Genomic DNA, 15,457 nt, shown 5'->3' with positions numbered 1-15,457 from the left:
TAATGAGTCTTTAATAAAAACCTTAGCGCGCTTTGCGTTTAAACTCAACACAATCCACTAAACCTGCAACCTGAAACCGAAAACTTGAAACAAAATAAAACAATAAAAAAAGAGCAATTTTGTTTTTGGAAAAATAAGGAATAACCGTATTTTTGCATCACAAAAACTAATTATTAGAAATGGGAAGAGCGTTCGAATTTAGAAAAGGAAGAAAAATGAAACGTTGGTCTGCAATGGCCAAAACATTTACCAGAATCGGTAAAGATATCGTTATGGCTGTTAAAGAAGGCGGTCCAAACCCAGACGCCAATTCTAGATTAAGAGCTGTAATACAAAATGCGAAAGCTGCCAACATGCCAAAAGACAATGTGGAGCGCGCAATTAAAAATGCAAGTAATAAAGATACTGCCAACTATAAAGAGATTTTGTTTGAAGGATACGCTCCTCACGGAATCGCTATCTTAATTGAAACAGCATCTGACAATAATAACAGAACTGTAGCTAATATTCGCAGTTATTTCAACAAATGCAACGGAACAATGGGAACTCAAGGTTCTGTTGAATTTATGTTTGATCATACTTGTAACTTTAGAATTGCAAACAACGGACTTGACGCTGAAGAATTAGAATTAGAATTAATTGATTTTGGTGCAGAAGAAGTTTTTGAAGATGAAGACGGAATTTTAATCTACGCTCCTTTTGGAAGTTTTGGTGCTATACAGAAAGAATTAGAAAACAGAGGTTTAGAAATTTTATCTTCTGGTTTTGAACGTATTCCACAAATCACAAAAGAATTAACTGAAGCTCAAATAGCTGACGTTGAAAAATTAATCGAAAAAATAGAAGAAGATGATGACGTAATGAACGTTTATCATACTATGCAAGAATCATAATCCATTCTTTTTTAAATAACAAAAGCTCTAGATATTTCTAGGGCTTTTGTTATTTAAAGAACTTTAACTTTTTAAATTCAATAAAAAAATTATATTTGCTGATATCAGAAATAGATTAATTTAAAACCTACGTTTATGCAATCCTCAAAATTTATGAAATTTGCCGTTATAGCACTTGTAATCTTATTTATCGTTATCAGTGTTATCAGCTAATAAAACTAAAAAAGCCTTCTGAAAATTCAGAAGGCTTTTTTAGTACTTATTTTTTAGGAGCCGAATTTGATATTTTAATCAGATATGTTCCGTCTGGTAAATCACCAATATTAATTGTATTTGTTTCTAATATTCTTTTTCCTTCAGAATAAACTTCAATATTTTTAGCTTTATTAGTTTCTATAGAAGAAGCAACAACAGGAGCTTGCTGTACCTTTACCGAAGGCGCAACGGCCTTTTTTGACGTATTAGCAACTTGAGTTGTTTGTGGAGCGACAATAGTTGGTTTAGAACTATTGTAAGCTTCTAAAACTTGTTCATCTGTCATTGCTACGCTGTATAACTTTAGATCATCAATATCTGCGTTAATACTAGTCGCCGTATTTAATTTTCCAAGACTTAGAATATAACCTTTTGCCGAACGTTGAATTCCTTCTACAGTTTTTAATAATTCACCATTACGGTAAATTTTTGAAACATTTCCGTCATAAGTAACGCTGTACATGTACCATGTTTCTTTTACAAGAGGAACAGAAACCACGAGATTATTTGCATCTCCCCAACCAACGAGACTCAAATCAGATAGACCTGAAGTTGCAGGTTGCTGTATTAATGCAAAATACTGTCCATTTACAGGTGCTCCGTAATTAAATATATAATTAGCAGCATTTACGGTATTGAATTTTACCCAAACAGAAATTGTTTTTGGCTTATTTGCCTGCGGAAGTTCTCCTACAACAGCCTGAAGAGCTTTATTGGTCAATCTCAAAGCTCCTTTTGCAATTCCGTTTCGATCATTTACAAAAACAGGAGTTCCTAAAAAGGAAATTGAATTATCAGCACTATTTAAATTTCCATTGAAATTAAATTCCTGTACAGGGTTTTGTGCATTTGAATTTAAAAAACTTACAAACATTAACGTGAGTAATATTTTTTTCATATTTATAGCTTTTATCAGAATAGAATAAGTTAACGGCAAATATCAGGAAATGAAAATTTTAAAGAATGAAAATCAATAGTTCCATCTTTCCTTTTACAATTTTCATAATTTTTGTTAAATCTATAATTTTAATTCAACACGAACAAATAATTCCTACACATAAATAACGAATTCTCACAAAAATCATTTCACACGCTTTACAGCGATATTAGTCAAAAAAAAATTAATTGTTTATAAAACCTATTTTAAGAAAATATCATTTTAAAAAAATTAGATTAGAACAAAAAACAATAAAAGTCTTCCAGGAAACTAGAAGACTTTTATTCACTATTTCAAAAAAATTAATTGCTTTCGCAATAAAAACTAATATTAAAAAAATTAAGTAAAGCAGTTATTTGGATGTAATTTTTTTAGAAGGACTACTGCTTATTTTAAGCAAATATGTCCCTTCAGGAAGATCATTTATATTCATTGTATTTCCTCCAACTAATTTTTGTCCTTGAGAATACACCTCAACACTTTTTGTTGTGTTAACATCACTCGAAGTTATAATTGTTCCATTTGCTGGTTTAACAATTTTCCCTTTTACAACAGTAGCTTTTGTTTGATCAACTTGTGTTACAGCTGTCGAAAGAACAGGTTTTTCTTTCTCATACAAATCTTTAATCTGATCTGGAGTCATTGCAAAATCATAAATTTTCAAATCGTCTACATCTGCATTAATTCCTATTGTCGTATTAATTTCGCCTAACCTAAAAACGTTACCATTTGTAGATCTAGTCATTCCCTCAAGATACTTTAACAATTTTCCGTCACGATATATTTTCGAAGTAACACCTTCATATGTAATCGTATAATTGTACCAAACATATTTTTCAAGAGGTGTAGAAACAATAACATCATTAGAAGCTCCCCACGCTGCTAAACTCAAATCTGAGTTAGAAGAAGAGGTTCCTTGCTGCAATAAACCGCAATATTGCGCATTATAAGCATTTCCATAACCCCAAATATAATTGGCATTAGCAATATCATTAAATTTAACCCAGATACTAATTGTTCTTGCTGCTCTTCCTTGAGGAACGTTATCAATTACAGCTTCTAAGGCTCTATTATTTAGTCTTTGAGCACCTTTTACATTTCCTGACCTATCCGTCACGAAATTATCGGTCCCCATAAATGAGATCGTGTTTGCGGTATTGTTTAAAGTACCATTAAAGTTAAATTCTTGAATCGGTGTTTGCGCATTAACATTCAAATAACATACAAACAATAGTGTAAGTAGTAATTTTTTCATAATAGTTAGATTTTGGGATTAAACACTCATGTTATTTTAACACAGAGCTAAACTAGACTATTATGAATTTTGCCGAAAAAAATTCCGACAACTTACCTAAATACTCGTTAAAACAACGAATATTGGTTATTTTTATCGTTAAAATGCGTTGAGTTATTTTATTTTAATATTATTAAAATTATAAGTTTAAATTAAACAGATTAATAATTTCTTACGTATTTATACGGTAAATTATTAATATTTCAAAATATAAAATATACCGTTTCCTAAAGTGAAAAACAACAAAAACAAAAAAACTCCATTCAATTAAGAATGGAGTTTTTTTAATATTTTAAAAAGTAAAAAGCTTACTTTACAAATTCGATTTTTTGAGCTTCTTCTTCGTTAACACTATCAAAGAAACCTTGTTCGTTCATCCAGTCATCACTAAAGACTTTACTCATGTAACGAGAACCGTGATCAGGAAAAATTGCAATAATGTTACTTTCTTTTGTAAACTCACCTTCTTCAGCATATTGTTTAATAGCTTGCATTACTGCTCCAGAAGTATATCCAACAAATAAACCTTCTTTACGAGTAATCTCTCTTGCTGAGTGAGCACTTTCTTCGTCGGTTACTTTCATGAATTTATCAATAATATCAAAATCTGTAGCTGACGGGATTAAGTTTTTACCTAAACCTTCAATACGATAAGGGTAAATTTCTTTGCTGTCAAATTCTTTTGTTTCGTGGTATTTTTTCAATACAGATCCAAAAGCATCAACTCCTAGAATTCTAATATTTGGATTTTTTTCTTTTAAGAATTTTGCAGTTCCAGAGATAGTTCCTCCTGTTCCGCTGCAAGCAATTAAGTGCGTGATCTGTCCTTTTGTTTGTTCCCAAATTTCTGGACCGGTAGTGTTGTAGTGAGCATCAATATTTAATTGGTTAAAATATTGATTAATATAAACTGACCCTTTTGTTTCTTCGTGTAAACGTTTTGCTACATTATAGTATGATCTTTCATCATCTGCAGAAACGTGAGCTGGACATACATACACTTTAGCTCCTAAACTTCTTAGCATGTCAATTTTATCTTTTGATGATTTTGAACTTACTGCTAAAATACAATTGTAACCTTTAATAATGCTTACCATTGCTAAACTAAATCCTGTATTTCCAGATGTTGTCTCAATAATGGTATCTCCTGGCGAAAGAATTCCTCGTTTCTCGGCTTCTTCAATAATATACAATGCTATTCTATCTTTTGAGGAATGACCTGGATTGAAAGCTTCTACCTTTGCGTAGAAATTCCCTTCTAACTCTTCGGTGATTTTATTTAGTTTAATAAGCGGGGTGTTACCTATTAACTCTAAAACATTATTATAAGCGGTTATTTCTTCTTTCATAAAAAAATAGTTAATCAAAGGCCTTTTTAAATTAACCTTGATAGGTTGCAAATTTAACAAAAAAAATCTAATTAGCTTTTAATTTTTTCTAAATCTAACAAAAAACTAAATTCTTTTGCTAAGTCTTTCAAAGCCTCAAAACGTCCCGAAGCCCCGCCGTGTCCTGCATCCATGTTGGTATCTAAAAACAAAAGTTTATCATTTGTTTTCAAATCTCTCAATTTTGCAACCCACTTAGCTGGCTCCCAATACTGTACCTGCGAATCATGCAATCCGGTAGACACGTACATGTTAGGATATTCCTGCGCTTTTACATTATCGTAAGGTGAATACGATAACATATAATCGTAATATTTTTTGTTATTTGGGTTCCCCCATTCGTCATACTCTCCAGTTGTAAGCGGAATGCTGTCATCCAGCATTGTGGTAATTACGTCTACAAAAGGCACCTGAGCGATGACTCCATTATATAACTTTGGAGCTTCATTAACAATAACTCCCATTAAAAGTCCGCCTGCAGATCCTCCCTCCGCATATAAATGCTCTGGAGAAGTATACTTTTGGTCTATTACAAATTTAGAGCAATCGATGAAATCTGTAAAGGTATTTTTCTTTTTTAACAGTTTTCCATCTTCATACCATTGTCTCCCTAGATCTTCTCCTCCTCTAATATGCGCGATTGCATAAATAAATCCGCGATCAAGAAGCGATAATCTTGTTGAAGAAAAATAAGTATCCATCGTAATTCCGTACGAACCATAAGCATAAAGCAATAACGGATTTTTACCATTTTTCTCTAATCCTTTTCTATAAATCATCGAAATTGGCACTTTTACGCCGTCTCTTGCCGTTGCCCAAACTCGTTCTTCTACATAATTCTCTTTATCAAATTTTCCGCCTAAAACCTGTTGTTCTTTTAAGATTTCTTTGGTTTTAGTCTTCATATTAAAATCAATTATAGAAGACGGCGTTGCCAATGATTGATAACTATAACGCAAAATATCGGTGTCAAAATCTACGTTTGTTGTTGTGTAAGCATTGTAGGTTTCACTGCCAAAAGGAAGATAATAATCCGATTCACCGTTCCAAGGCATGATTCGAATGTGGTTTAATCCATTCGAACGCTCTTCTACAACTAAATAATTTTTAAAGATTTCGATATCTTCCAACAAAACATCTTCTCTGTGCGGAATAAGATCTACCCAGTTTTTCTTTCCTGTTTTGTTTTCAGGCGTTTTCATTAACTTGAAATTCGTCGCTTTATCTTTATTAGTTAAAATATAAAACGAATCTTCGTAATGCGAAATACTGTATTCTAACCCGCGTACACGTGGCTGAAAAACAACAAATTCTCCGTCTGGATCATTAGAATTCAAAATTCTATATTCTGTCGTCAATGTGCTTCCAGAACCAATAACGATGTATTTTCTTGATTTTTCTTTACTGATTGAAACATTAAAAGTATCATCAACTTCATCATAAACCAAAACATCTTTATCTGAAGCTGTATTTAATTGATGCCTAAAAACTTTGTCTGCTCTTAGCGTCGTTTCATCTTGTCTAACATAAAAAATAGTATTGTTATCATTTGCCCAAACAGATGCTCCTGTAACATTTTCTACTTTATCTGCTAAAATTTCGCCGGTTTCTAAATTCTTAACTTGAATAGTATAGATTCTTCTACCAACAATATCTACTCCAAAACTGGCAAATTTATTATCAGGACTGATACTCAAACCTCCTAATTTGAAATAAGCATGTCCTTTTGCCATTTCATTACAATTGAAAAGAATTTCTTCTTCGGCAGAAAGGCTTCCTTTTTTTCTGGCGAAAATTGGGTAATCCTGACCTGTTTCAAAACGTGTAATATAAAAATATCCATTATAAAAGTAAGGAACCGAAGAATCGTCTTCTTTTATTCTCCCTTTCATTTCTTCAAACAGATTATCTTTTAAATCCTTAGTATGAGCAGTCATATTCTCATAATAAGCATTCTCTTGATTTAGATAATCTATTACTTCTGAATTTTCTCTGTCATTCAGCCAGAAATAGTTGTCAACTCTGGATTCTTTATGTTTTTTTAGTGTTTTTGGAATTATTTTAGCCTTTGGAGCCGATATATCATTTTGCATTGATTGAGCATTAATTTTTAAATATGAAGACGCAAAAATAGCATAAAGCCAACAGAACAAAATTAATTTTTTCATAAAATATTCTATTGAATTAATACAGCAATATACTAATTTTGTCTGAAATAATTTAAAAAATCAACAAAAATGGATTTAATGGGAATGATGGGCAAACTTAAAGAAACCCAACAAAAAATTGAAGATACTAAAAAGCGTTTAGATACTGTTTTAATTGATGAACAAAGCGCTGACGGATTATTAAAAGTTACTATTACTGCAAGCAGAAAAATAAAATCACTTTCTATTGATGATTCTTTATTAGAAGATAAAGAACAACTAGAAGATTACCTGATTGTAACTTTAAACAAAGCAATTGAAAAAGCTACAAATGTAAACGAAAGAGAATTAGACGCTGTTGCCAGAATGGATATGCCTTCTATTCCTGGAATGGATAATCTTTTTAAATAAGGGACAAAGGTACAGAGAGGCAAAGGTTCAAAGGTTTACTTTCTTTGTCACAAAAAAAGGAGGATGTAAAAACATTCTCCTTTTTTTATCCTTTGTTCCTTTGTTCCTTTGAGCCTTTGCTCCTTTGAACCTCTCTTTAAAACTTCGAAAGCGTTTCCAGCACATACGTATGCATCACTTCTTTATAGTCTAGATGTGTTACAATACGAAGTTTATTATGACCTAAAGAACTTATCAATATATTTTTCTGTTTTAATTTTTCAATTAGTAATTGGTCGCTATAACCTTCTGCTAATGAAAAAATTAAAATATTCGTTTCTACTGGTTCGATGGATGCAATCCAAGGTTTTGTGCTTAGTATTTTTGCAATTTCTTTTGCTCTGCGATGATCTTCTGCCAATCTTTCGATATTATGAGCTAAAGCATACAGTCCTGCTGCTGCTAAATATCCAACTTGACGCATTCCCCCACCGAGTATCTTTCTGATTCTCAACGCTCTGTGAATATCAGCTTTACTTCCAAGCAGTACAGAACCAATTGGTGCACCTAAACCTTTAGACAAACAAACTGAAATGGTATCGAAGATAGCTCCAAATTCTCTAGGATTCTGCCTTTTAGCTACTAAGGCATTCCAAATTCTCGCACCATCAAGATGAAATTTCAAATTATTAGCATCGCAAACCTTTTTTATTTCTCTTAAATCTTCTAATTCGTAACACGCTCCGCCACCTTTGTTTGTTGTATTTTCTACACAAACCAAACTTGTTAGCGGACTATGATAAAATTCAGGATCATTTATAGCAGCTTTAACTTGTGCAGCAGTTATCATTCCACGATTTCCATCTAAAAGACAGCAAGAAACGCCGCTATTAAAAGAAACTCCTCCGCCTTCATAATGATAAACGTGAGCATATTTATCAGCAATTAATTGCTCGCCAGGCTGCGTATGAAGTTTAATTGCCGTCTGATTTGCCATAGTTCCAGACGGAAAAAAAAGCCCAGCTTCCATACCAAAAAACTCTGCTGTTCTATTTTCTAATTCAATCACCGTTGGGTCCTGTTTGTATACATCATCACCAACTTGGGCGTTAAACATATACTGCAGCATTTCATAAGTAGGCTTGGTTATGGTATCGCTGATTAAATTTATTTCCATATTCTAAAAACTATATCTTATTTTTGTATGCAAAATTACGTATTACAAATAGTTATTCTCAGTAAGTTTTAGTAAAATTTAACTCGCTGGTTTCTCTAGACCAAATTAACGTAATAATTCTAAAAAACATATAAAACCTATTAATTAATTTATGACAACAGCCGAACAAGTAAAAGGTATTGTGGAGCGCCTTGGTGCGTTGAGGAGGTATCTTTGACGTTGATGCCAAGCTAATCGAAATCGCAAACGAAGAAGAAAAAACTTTTGCACCCGATTTTTGGAATAATCCAAAAGATGCCGAAAACATTGTAAAAAATCTTCGAAACAAGAAAAAATGGATTGAAGATTATGATAAAGCTGTTTCTCTAACAGAAGAATTACAGCTTGCTTATGATTTTTATAAAGAAGGAGAACTTACAGTTGAAGAACTAGACGAACAATTCGATTCGGCACAATCGCATATTGAAAATATCGAATTCAAAAATATGCTTTCTGATGAAGGCGACAGTTTAAGTGCTGTTGTTCAGATTACTGCTGGCGCTGGAGGAACAGAAAGTTGCGACTGGGCAGGAATGCTAATGCGTATGTACATGATGTGGGGAGAAAGTTATGGCTACAAAATAAAAGAACTTAACTTTCAAGAAGGTGACGTTGCCGGAATTAAAACTGTAACTTTAGAGTTCGAGGGAGATTATTCTTTTGGATATCTGAAAGGAGAAAATGGTGTACATCGTTTGGTTCGAATTTCACCATTTGACAGTAATGCAAAACGTCATACTTCTTTCGTATCTGTTTACGTTTATCCGCTTGTAGATGATAGTATCGAAATCGACATTAATCCTGCCGATATCGAAATTACAACTTCTCGTTCGAGTGGTGCTGGTGGACAGAATGTAAACAAGGTTGAAACTAAAGTTCAGTTAGTTCACAAACCAACAGGAATTCAGATTCAATGTTCTGAAACAAGATCGCAACAAGACAATAGACAACGCGCTATGCAAATGCTTCGTTCTCAATTGTATGAAATTGAGTTGAAGAAACAGCAAGCACAACGCGCTGATATTGAAGCTGGAAAAATGAAAATCGAATGGGGTTCGCAAATTCGTAATTACGTTATGCAACCTTATAAATTAGTAAAAGACGTTCGTACAGGTTACGAAACCAGCGATGTTGATGGCGTAATGAACGGAAATATTGATCCTTTCTTGAAAGCTTATCTAATGATGATGGGACAGAAAGAGGAAGAGTAAAACAGTCTCAGTATTCAGTATTCAGTTTTTTAGTCTTCAGTCGCAGTTTGCAGTCACAGTAAACTTGAAACCTGAAACTTGAAACCTGATCCCGAAGCTTCGGGAGAAACTTTAAAACAAAAAAGTTATGATAAAATGGGCAGATGTAATTCATTTTACAAATAAAGGAAATCCAGCTCCCGAAAAGAGAGTGGAAAAAACGGAGGAAGAATGGAAACAAATCTTAACTCCAGAAGAATTTCAGGTTACTCGTTTAAAAGGAACTGAAAGATCTTTTAGTTCTGAATTATGCAGTTTGTTTGATCCTGGAATTTACGAATGTAAATGCTGCGGAACGGTTCTTTTTGATGCTAGCGAAAAATTCGAATCTGGAACAGGCTGGCCATCTTTTACTCAACCAATTAAAGAAAATGCAATTGCTTACCATGCCGACAGATCCTACGGAATGGTTCGCGTTGAAGTTGTCTGCAATGTTTGTGATGCTCATTTAGGTCACATTTTTCCCGACGGACCTCCGCCAAGCGGATTACGTTATTGCATCAATGCGGTTTCATTATCAAAAATCAAAGAATAATTACAAAAGCGATTCCTAAAAATAGTGAATCGCTTTTTTTTAATCATCACAATATAAATGATTTAACAAAACAAATGTAAGCTATCACTTAACAATTAAATTATTTATTTTTTAGCTTCAAAATTTTAGTTTTTTCATGCTAAATCTAATCACAAGCCTTTCTAGACATTAAAAAACTTTCACTTAATTAATATTTTTAATGTTAATTTTTCAAAAATCACATCTTTATTTTAAACAATTATTAAGAAACAGAAAAAATTAATTAGGTAATTAAAATCTAATTCATTTTATTTGGCAAAAAATAACCCTAAGTCGATTAAAATTTGTCAATGAGATCCTATTCAATTCAAGAAATTAACGAAGTTATTAATGGCGTGATTTACGGCAGCACTTCACAAAGCATTACTGCCACAGAACAATTAGAAAAAGCAACAACTTCGGAAATCTCATTTATCGGAAATAAAAAATACGAGAAATATTGGTCTACATCTAATGCTTCAATTGCTGTGGTAAATGAAGATATTTCAATTGAACCTGGAGAAAACCGTGCTTTTATAAAAGTAAAAAATGCCGATTTGGCAATGTCGCAAATTTTAGCCCTTTTTGCCCCGCCTGCCCCAATCTTTCATAACAATATTCATAAAACTGCCACGATAGACGAAACTGCTATAATTGGCGAAGGCGCTAAAATTGGTGCTGGCTGCTATATTGGTCCAAAAGTAAAAATTGGTGCTTACGCAATAATTTATCCAAATGTGACTATTTTAGACGAATCAACAGTTGGAATAAATACCATTATTTGGTCAGGAACTGTTATTCGGGAGCGTTGCCATATTGGAAATGATTGCATCATTCACCCAAATGCTACAATTGGCGCTGATGGCTTCGGATTTCGTCCTTGTACAGAAAAAGGATTAGTAAAAATTCCGCAAATCGGAAATGTAATTATTGGCAATGGTGTAGAAATTGGCGCAAATTCATGCGTTGATCGCGGAAAATTTAGCTCTACAATTCTGGGAGACGGCTGTAAAATCGATAATTTAGTTCAGATTGGACATAACAGTAAACTTGGAAAGTTCTGCATTATGGCAGGAAATAGCGGTTTAGCAGGTTCTGTAACTTTAGGAAATGGAGTTATCATCGGCGGAAGCGCATCTATAAAAGATCATACTTGTATAGGCGACGGAGCTGTAATTGGTGCAGGATCTGGAGTTACAGGAGATGTGCCTGCAGGAAAAACAATGTTAGGTTATCCTGCCGTTGAAGCTCGTGATGCATTAAAGCAATGGGCAATCTTAAAACGAATGGTTTGTGCAACTAAAAAATAATCTGCAAATTAAAATATTTTTAAACACATAGAAACATAGATTTATATCGTTTCAATTTGTTAGAGATTAAAATAAATGACACATCATTTACACATAGCTATGTTTGTTAATGCAAATGAAATGCCTTTTACAGAAACAAAACCTATGTTTCTATGTGTTTAAATTAATTACACGTAATCGTTTATATAAAAAACATCCGCTATAGCGGATGTTTTTTTTGTTTTATAAAGCTTCACATTCAAAGCCAATAACTTTCATCAGGAAAATTACTTTTTCGATAATATCATCTTTACATTCAAATCTTAGAATATTATCGCAGTCTTCAAGATCAAAATTCCACTTCGAATCTGGAAATAATCGATTCAGTTTGGGTGTGATTTTCTTCACTTTCGAAATACTGTCAACATTTGTTTTGAATACAAAAATCATATTTTTATTCGTTTTTAATTTTACTTAAAATTTTAGAATCAATATAAAAAGTCCCGAATGGTATTATACATGCCAAGAGAACTTTCCATGTTGTATCCTTAAATTTCCAATTCTGTTCTACTCCAACGCTTATTGTATTAAATATAAAAAGTAGAAATAAAGCGCCGTGAATTGTTCCTACCGGTCTAGTCAGAAATGGCATTTCAAAAACATATTTCATAGGCATTGCTATAAAAAGTAAAATCAAAAGTGATGTTCCTTCCAAGAACCCAATAATTCTTAAACGTCCGGTATTTGTTTGAAATAAGTATTTCATAATTATCTAAAATAAGGTCGGTTGGCAAGAGGTGAAAATGGCCACGGAATGGCAATGAAAATGATAATTAAAGCAATAGAAAACCAAATAAGCATAGTTTTGAACTTCTCTTCATCAGAAAGTTTTCTTTTTGATAAAGCAGAACCAATTGTAATTAAAATTATGGCAATCAACATCAAAAAGATGTGAATTAGACCGAAAAATGAAGCATCCAAATTTTGAAATTCTTCTTTATAATTTCTCCAGAAATATTTCACAATCGGACTTTGCAAATAAACCAAAATCCCGAAAAGAAGCTGAATATGAGCAATTGTAGCCGTCCAATGACGCAGGAGATTATTCTTTTTTGTAAAAGGAAGTTTTTGCGAATAGCCTTTATAAGCAATAAAAATAGAATATAATAAGCTCAACAATACAAGCCATCGCATAAAAGAATGGCCTTCTAAAAGTGTTTGATACATTGTTTTTTGATTTAGATAATGCAAATATATTCAAAAACATACTAATTAGTATGTTTTTGAATAATAATTTATTTTAAACCATTTAAATAACTCTTAAGTTCCTTTAAATAAATTAGATAAGAAGAATTATTATTTTGAAGTTTTCCGAAATTTCTTATTCCCCAATAGCCCGATAAAATAAAAAATGCGACCTGTTCACCTATAACATCTTTCCGAATCAAGCCAGATTCCTTTCCTTTTTTAATTGAATTTATCATGGTTGCTTTCCACAAATCGACCAATTCAGTTAATGCTTCGCTAAATTTTGTATTCCACGGCGTCATTTCTTGTGTAAGATTTCCAACTGGACATCCATATTTTACCTGCAAAAAAGGATCTTCAAGCAATAAATACGAAATCATATCATAAAAATCTTCAATCGGATTTTGAGAAGCTTCCGTTGGCTTTATAAAATGTTCTTGCATTGTTGGTTTCAAAATCTCTTCAATAATTGCAACTCCCATTTCGTCTTTGTTTTTAAAATGATAATAAAAAGCTCCTTTTGTAACTTGGGTAGTCGCAATAATTTCATCAATACTTGTAGTTTGATATCCTTTGGTATAAATCAATTCAAATGCTTTATGCAGAATGGTTAGTCGTGTATTTGCTGCTTTTGACATAAAAATTACTAATTAGTATGAAATAGCAAATTAAAGAAAAATAATTGGGTTATAATTTTTTAACACATAGAAACATAGATTCAGAATATGTAAAAAGGCGTTTCATTTATTGCAACAAACATAGAGTTAGGTTCGCTATGTGTTAGAAACTAGTTTCTTTTTATTTCCTTCTTTAAATTATAAATTCTATGTGTTTAAATAAAAACAGCAACTAAGTTCATCACAAAGCAATCGGTTTATTTCAATCGATTTTGTAAATTAGCCAACACTATTTTGTAAAATCAATACTATATCATGGATTTAAACTTCAATAAAAACGAAGATCACAATAAACTGCTTCTTTCAGAATTAAAACAAAAATTTGCCAAAGTAAAATTAGGCGGTGGCGAAAAACGAATCGAAAAACTGCATTCTGAAGGCAAAATGACGGCTCGCGAAAGAATTGCTTATTTATTGGATGAAAATTCTAAAAGTCTTGAAATTGGAGGTTTTGCTGGAGAAGGAATGTATCCAGAACACGGCGGTTGTCCATCTGGAGGCGTTGTTGTAAAAATCGGATATATTAAAGGAAAACAATGCATTGTAGTTGCCAATGACGCTACTGTAAAGGCTGGAGCTTGGTTTCCAATCACGGGAAAGAAAAACCTTCGCGCGCAAGAAATCGCAATGGAAAACCGACTTCCTATTATTTATCTTGTAGACAGCGCAGGAGTTTATCTGCCAATGCAAGATGAGATTTTTCCAGATAAAGAACATTTTGGACGTATTTTTAGAAATAATGCGCAAATGAGCAGTATGGGAATTACGCAAATTGCTGCCGTTATGGGAAGCTGTGTTGCTGGCGGTGCTTATCTTCCGATTATGAGTGACGAAGCTTTAATCGTTGACAAGACAGGAAGTATTTTTCTTGCGGGAAGTTATTTGGTAAAAGCAGCGATTGGCGAAACTATCGATAACGAAACTCTTGGCGGCGCTACAACGCATTGTGAAATTTCAGGTGTAACCGATTATAAAGCGAAAGACGACAAAGACGCTTTAGATAAAATCAAAAATATTGTAGATAAAATTGGTGATTTTGATAAAGCAGGTTACAGCCGAATCAAATCAGAAAAACCTGCTTTAGAGCCAAATGATATTTACGGAATTCTTCCGAAAGCAAGAACCGAACAATACGATATGATGGAAATCATTAAACGTTTGGTTGATAATTCAGAATTTGAAGCTTACAAAGACGGCTACGGACAATCTCTTATTACGGGTTATGCCAGAATTGACGGTTGGGCAGTTGGAATTGTTGCCAATCAAAGAAAAGTGGTCAAAACCAAAAAAGGCGAAATGCAATTTGGAGGCGTAATTTATTCTGATAGCGCAGATAAAGCAACTCGTTTTATAGCAAATTGCAATCAGAAAAAAATTCCATTAGTTTTTCTTCAAGATGTAACTGGTTTTATGGTCGGCTCAAAATCGGAACATGGCGGCATTATTAAAGATGGTGCCAAAATGGTAAATGCGGTGAGTAATTCTGTTGTACCTAAATTTACGGTTATTGTCGGAAATTCTTACGGAGCAGGAAATTATGCCATGTGCGGAAAAGCTTATGATCCGAGATTAATTTTTGCGTGGCCAAGCGCTGAATTGGCTGTTATGGGCGGAACTCAAGCTGCAAAAGTTTTAGCACAAATTGAAGCTTCTTCGCTTAAAGCGAAAGGAGAAATAGTTGATGAAGAAAAAGAAACGGAACTTTTCAATAAAATAAAAGGACGTTACGACGAACAAACTTCGCCTTATTATGCAGCTTCTAGATTGTGGACAGATGCCATAATCGATCCTTTAGATACCAGAACCTGGATCTCAATGGGAATCGAAGCTGCCAACCACGCTCCTATTCAAAAACCATTTAATCTGGGTGTAATTCAAGTTTAGAATTAAGAATTCTCAACAATACGTTAAATAAAAAGC

Annotated in this window: 15 protein-coding genes; 6 read left to right on the top strand and 9 right to left on the bottom strand. The window is 33.0% G+C overall.

Annotation, left to right across the window (positions count from 1 at the left end):
* Positions 1-179: 179 nt before the first annotated feature.
* Positions 180-893: a YebC/PmpR family DNA-binding transcriptional regulator gene (locus tag NYQ10_RS12450; protein ID WP_184164613.1), complete on the top strand. Its 714-nt coding sequence runs from the start codon at positions 180-182 to the stop codon at positions 891-893.
* 259 nt (positions 894-1,152) lie between these two features.
* Here the strand turns inward: NYQ10_RS12450 and NYQ10_RS12445 are convergent, their stop codons facing one another.
* The 4 genes from NYQ10_RS12445 to NYQ10_RS12430 form a co-directional block, all read right to left on the bottom strand.
* Positions 1,153-2,046 carry a LamG-like jellyroll fold domain-containing protein gene (locus NYQ10_RS12445; protein WP_289876655.1) on the bottom strand — a complete coding sequence of 298 codons (894 nt, stop codon included), beginning with the start codon at positions 2,044-2,046 and terminating at the stop codon, positions 1,153-1,155.
* A 391-nt stretch (positions 2,047-2,437) separates the two neighbouring features.
* Positions 2,438-3,340 (bottom strand): LamG-like jellyroll fold domain-containing protein, encoded by a 903-nt coding sequence (locus NYQ10_RS12440; RefSeq protein WP_289876653.1) that lies wholly within the window; start codon positions 3,338-3,340, stop codon positions 2,438-2,440.
* A gap of 347 nt (positions 3,341-3,687) precedes the next feature.
* Positions 3,688-4,728, bottom strand: a complete 1,041-nt coding sequence (locus NYQ10_RS12435; protein ID WP_289876652.1) for a PLP-dependent cysteine synthase family protein — start codon at positions 4,726-4,728, stop codon at positions 3,688-3,690.
* A 71-nt stretch (positions 4,729-4,799) separates the two neighbouring features.
* Entirely contained in the window at positions 4,800-6,935 is a 2,136-nt protein-coding gene (locus NYQ10_RS12430; RefSeq protein ID WP_289876651.1) for a S9 family peptidase, read from the bottom strand.
* Between the two features lie 69 nt (positions 6,936-7,004).
* Here NYQ10_RS12430 and NYQ10_RS12425 point away from each other — a divergent pair, with 69 nt between their 5' ends.
* Entirely contained in the window at positions 7,005-7,325 is a 321-nt protein-coding gene (locus NYQ10_RS12425) for a YbaB/EbfC family nucleoid-associated protein (protein WP_276174292.1), read from the top strand.
* A 136-nt stretch (positions 7,326-7,461) separates the two neighbouring features.
* Here the strand turns inward: NYQ10_RS12425 and NYQ10_RS12420 are convergent, their stop codons facing one another.
* Positions 7,462-8,481, bottom strand: a complete 1,020-nt coding sequence (locus tag NYQ10_RS12420; protein WP_289876650.1) for a threonine aldolase family protein — start codon at positions 8,479-8,481, stop codon at positions 7,462-7,464.
* A gap of 151 nt (positions 8,482-8,632) precedes the next feature.
* On the opposite strand from NYQ10_RS12420, the gene prfB reads away from it, so the two are divergent.
* From prfB to lpxD, 3 genes are all read left to right on the top strand, one after another.
* Positions 8,633-9,731 (top strand): peptide chain release factor 2 gene (gene prfB / locus NYQ10_RS12415; protein WP_289876649.1). Its coding sequence is split into 2 segments (ribosomal slippage): positions 8,633-8,695 and positions 8,697-9,731, totalling 1,098 coding nucleotides; the frame shifts between segments, so codons are not numbered across the junction.
* A gap of 127 nt (positions 9,732-9,858) precedes the next feature.
* A complete protein-coding gene (gene msrB / locus NYQ10_RS12410) occupies positions 9,859-10,305 on the top strand; it encodes a peptide-methionine (R)-S-oxide reductase MsrB (protein ID WP_109192736.1) in 447 nt (148 codons plus the stop codon).
* A 329-nt stretch (positions 10,306-10,634) separates the two neighbouring features.
* Positions 10,635-11,633, top strand: coding sequence for a UDP-3-O-(3-hydroxymyristoyl)glucosamine N-acyltransferase (gene lpxD, locus NYQ10_RS12405; protein ID WP_289876648.1), 999 nt, complete (start codon positions 10,635-10,637; stop codon positions 11,631-11,633).
* A gap of 222 nt (positions 11,634-11,855) precedes the next feature.
* Here the strand turns inward: lpxD and NYQ10_RS12400 are convergent, their stop codons facing one another.
* The 4 genes from NYQ10_RS12400 to NYQ10_RS12385 all read right to left on the bottom strand — a co-directional run bounded on the left by NYQ10_RS12400 (position 11,856) and on the right by NYQ10_RS12385 (position 13,498).
* Positions 11,856-12,062 carry a hypothetical protein gene (locus NYQ10_RS12400; RefSeq protein ID WP_276174297.1) on the bottom strand — a complete coding sequence of 69 codons (207 nt, stop codon included), beginning with the start codon at positions 12,060-12,062 and terminating at the stop codon, positions 11,856-11,858.
* Between the two features lie 4 nt (positions 12,063-12,066).
* On the bottom strand, positions 12,067-12,378 hold the full coding sequence (locus NYQ10_RS12395; RefSeq protein ID WP_289876646.1) for a DUF3817 domain-containing protein: 312 nt from the start codon (positions 12,376-12,378) through the stop codon (positions 12,067-12,069).
* Between the two features lie 2 nt (positions 12,379-12,380).
* Positions 12,381-12,839, bottom strand: coding sequence for a hypothetical protein (locus NYQ10_RS12390; RefSeq protein ID WP_289876644.1), 459 nt, complete (start codon positions 12,837-12,839; stop codon positions 12,381-12,383).
* Between the two features lie 68 nt (positions 12,840-12,907).
* Positions 12,908-13,498 carry a TetR/AcrR family transcriptional regulator gene (locus tag NYQ10_RS12385; RefSeq protein ID WP_289876642.1) on the bottom strand — a complete coding sequence of 197 codons (591 nt, stop codon included), beginning with the start codon at positions 13,496-13,498 and terminating at the stop codon, positions 12,908-12,910.
* 294 nt (positions 13,499-13,792) lie between these two features.
* Between NYQ10_RS12385 and NYQ10_RS12380 the strand changes: the two genes are divergently transcribed.
* Positions 13,793-15,421 carry an acyl-CoA carboxylase subunit beta gene (locus NYQ10_RS12380; protein ID WP_289876641.1) on the top strand — a complete coding sequence of 543 codons (1,629 nt, stop codon included), beginning with the start codon at positions 13,793-13,795 and terminating at the stop codon, positions 15,419-15,421.
* The last annotated feature ends 36 nt before the right edge of the window (positions 15,422-15,457 follow it).

Source organism: Flavobacterium johnsoniae (assembly GCF_030388325.1).
Classification (GTDB): Bacteria; Bacteroidota; Bacteroidia; order Flavobacteriales; family Flavobacteriaceae; genus Flavobacterium; species Flavobacterium johnsoniae_C.
Note: the sequence above shows the minus strand (reverse complement) of the source record. Positions and strands in the feature narration are given on the sequence as shown.

Excerpts from the sequence above, each read along its gene's own strand:
- lpxD (WP_289876648.1), top strand. The coding sequence starts at position 10,635 with ATGAGATCCTATTCAATTCAAGAAATTAACGAAGTTATTAATGGCGTG.
- NYQ10_RS12445 (WP_289876655.1), bottom strand. The coding sequence starts at position 2,046 with ATGAAAAAAATATTACTCACGTTAATGTTTGTAAGTTTTTTAAATTCA.
- NYQ10_RS12450 (WP_184164613.1), top strand. The coding sequence starts at position 180 with ATGGGAAGAGCGTTCGAATTTAGAAAAGGAAGAAAAATGAAACGTTGG.
- NYQ10_RS12385 (WP_289876642.1), bottom strand. The coding sequence starts at position 13,498 with ATGTCAAAAGCAGCAAATACACGACTAACCATTCTGCATAAAGCATTT.
- NYQ10_RS12390 (WP_289876644.1), bottom strand. The coding sequence starts at position 12,839 with ATGTATCAAACACTTTTAGAAGGCCATTCTTTTATGCGATGGCTTGTA.
- NYQ10_RS12380 (WP_289876641.1), top strand. The coding sequence starts at position 13,793 with ATGGATTTAAACTTCAATAAAAACGAAGATCACAATAAACTGCTTCTT.
- NYQ10_RS12435 (WP_289876652.1), bottom strand. The coding sequence starts at position 4,728 with ATGAAAGAAGAAATAACCGCTTATAATAATGTTTTAGAGTTAATAGGT.
- NYQ10_RS12400 (WP_276174297.1), bottom strand. The coding sequence starts at position 12,062 with ATGATTTTTGTATTCAAAACAAATGTTGACAGTATTTCGAAAGTGAAG.
- msrB (WP_109192736.1), top strand. The coding sequence starts at position 9,859 with ATGATAAAATGGGCAGATGTAATTCATTTTACAAATAAAGGAAATCCA.
- NYQ10_RS12425 (WP_276174292.1), top strand. The coding sequence starts at position 7,005 with ATGGATTTAATGGGAATGATGGGCAAACTTAAAGAAACCCAACAAAAA.
- NYQ10_RS12395 (WP_289876646.1), bottom strand. The coding sequence starts at position 12,378 with ATGAAATACTTATTTCAAACAAATACCGGACGTTTAAGAATTATTGGG.
- NYQ10_RS12420 (WP_289876650.1), bottom strand. The coding sequence starts at position 8,481 with ATGGAAATAAATTTAATCAGCGATACCATAACCAAGCCTACTTATGAA.
- NYQ10_RS12440 (WP_289876653.1), bottom strand. The coding sequence starts at position 3,340 with ATGAAAAAATTACTACTTACACTATTGTTTGTATGTTATTTGAATGTT.
- NYQ10_RS12430 (WP_289876651.1), bottom strand. The coding sequence starts at position 6,935 with ATGAAAAAATTAATTTTGTTCTGTTGGCTTTATGCTATTTTTGCGTCT.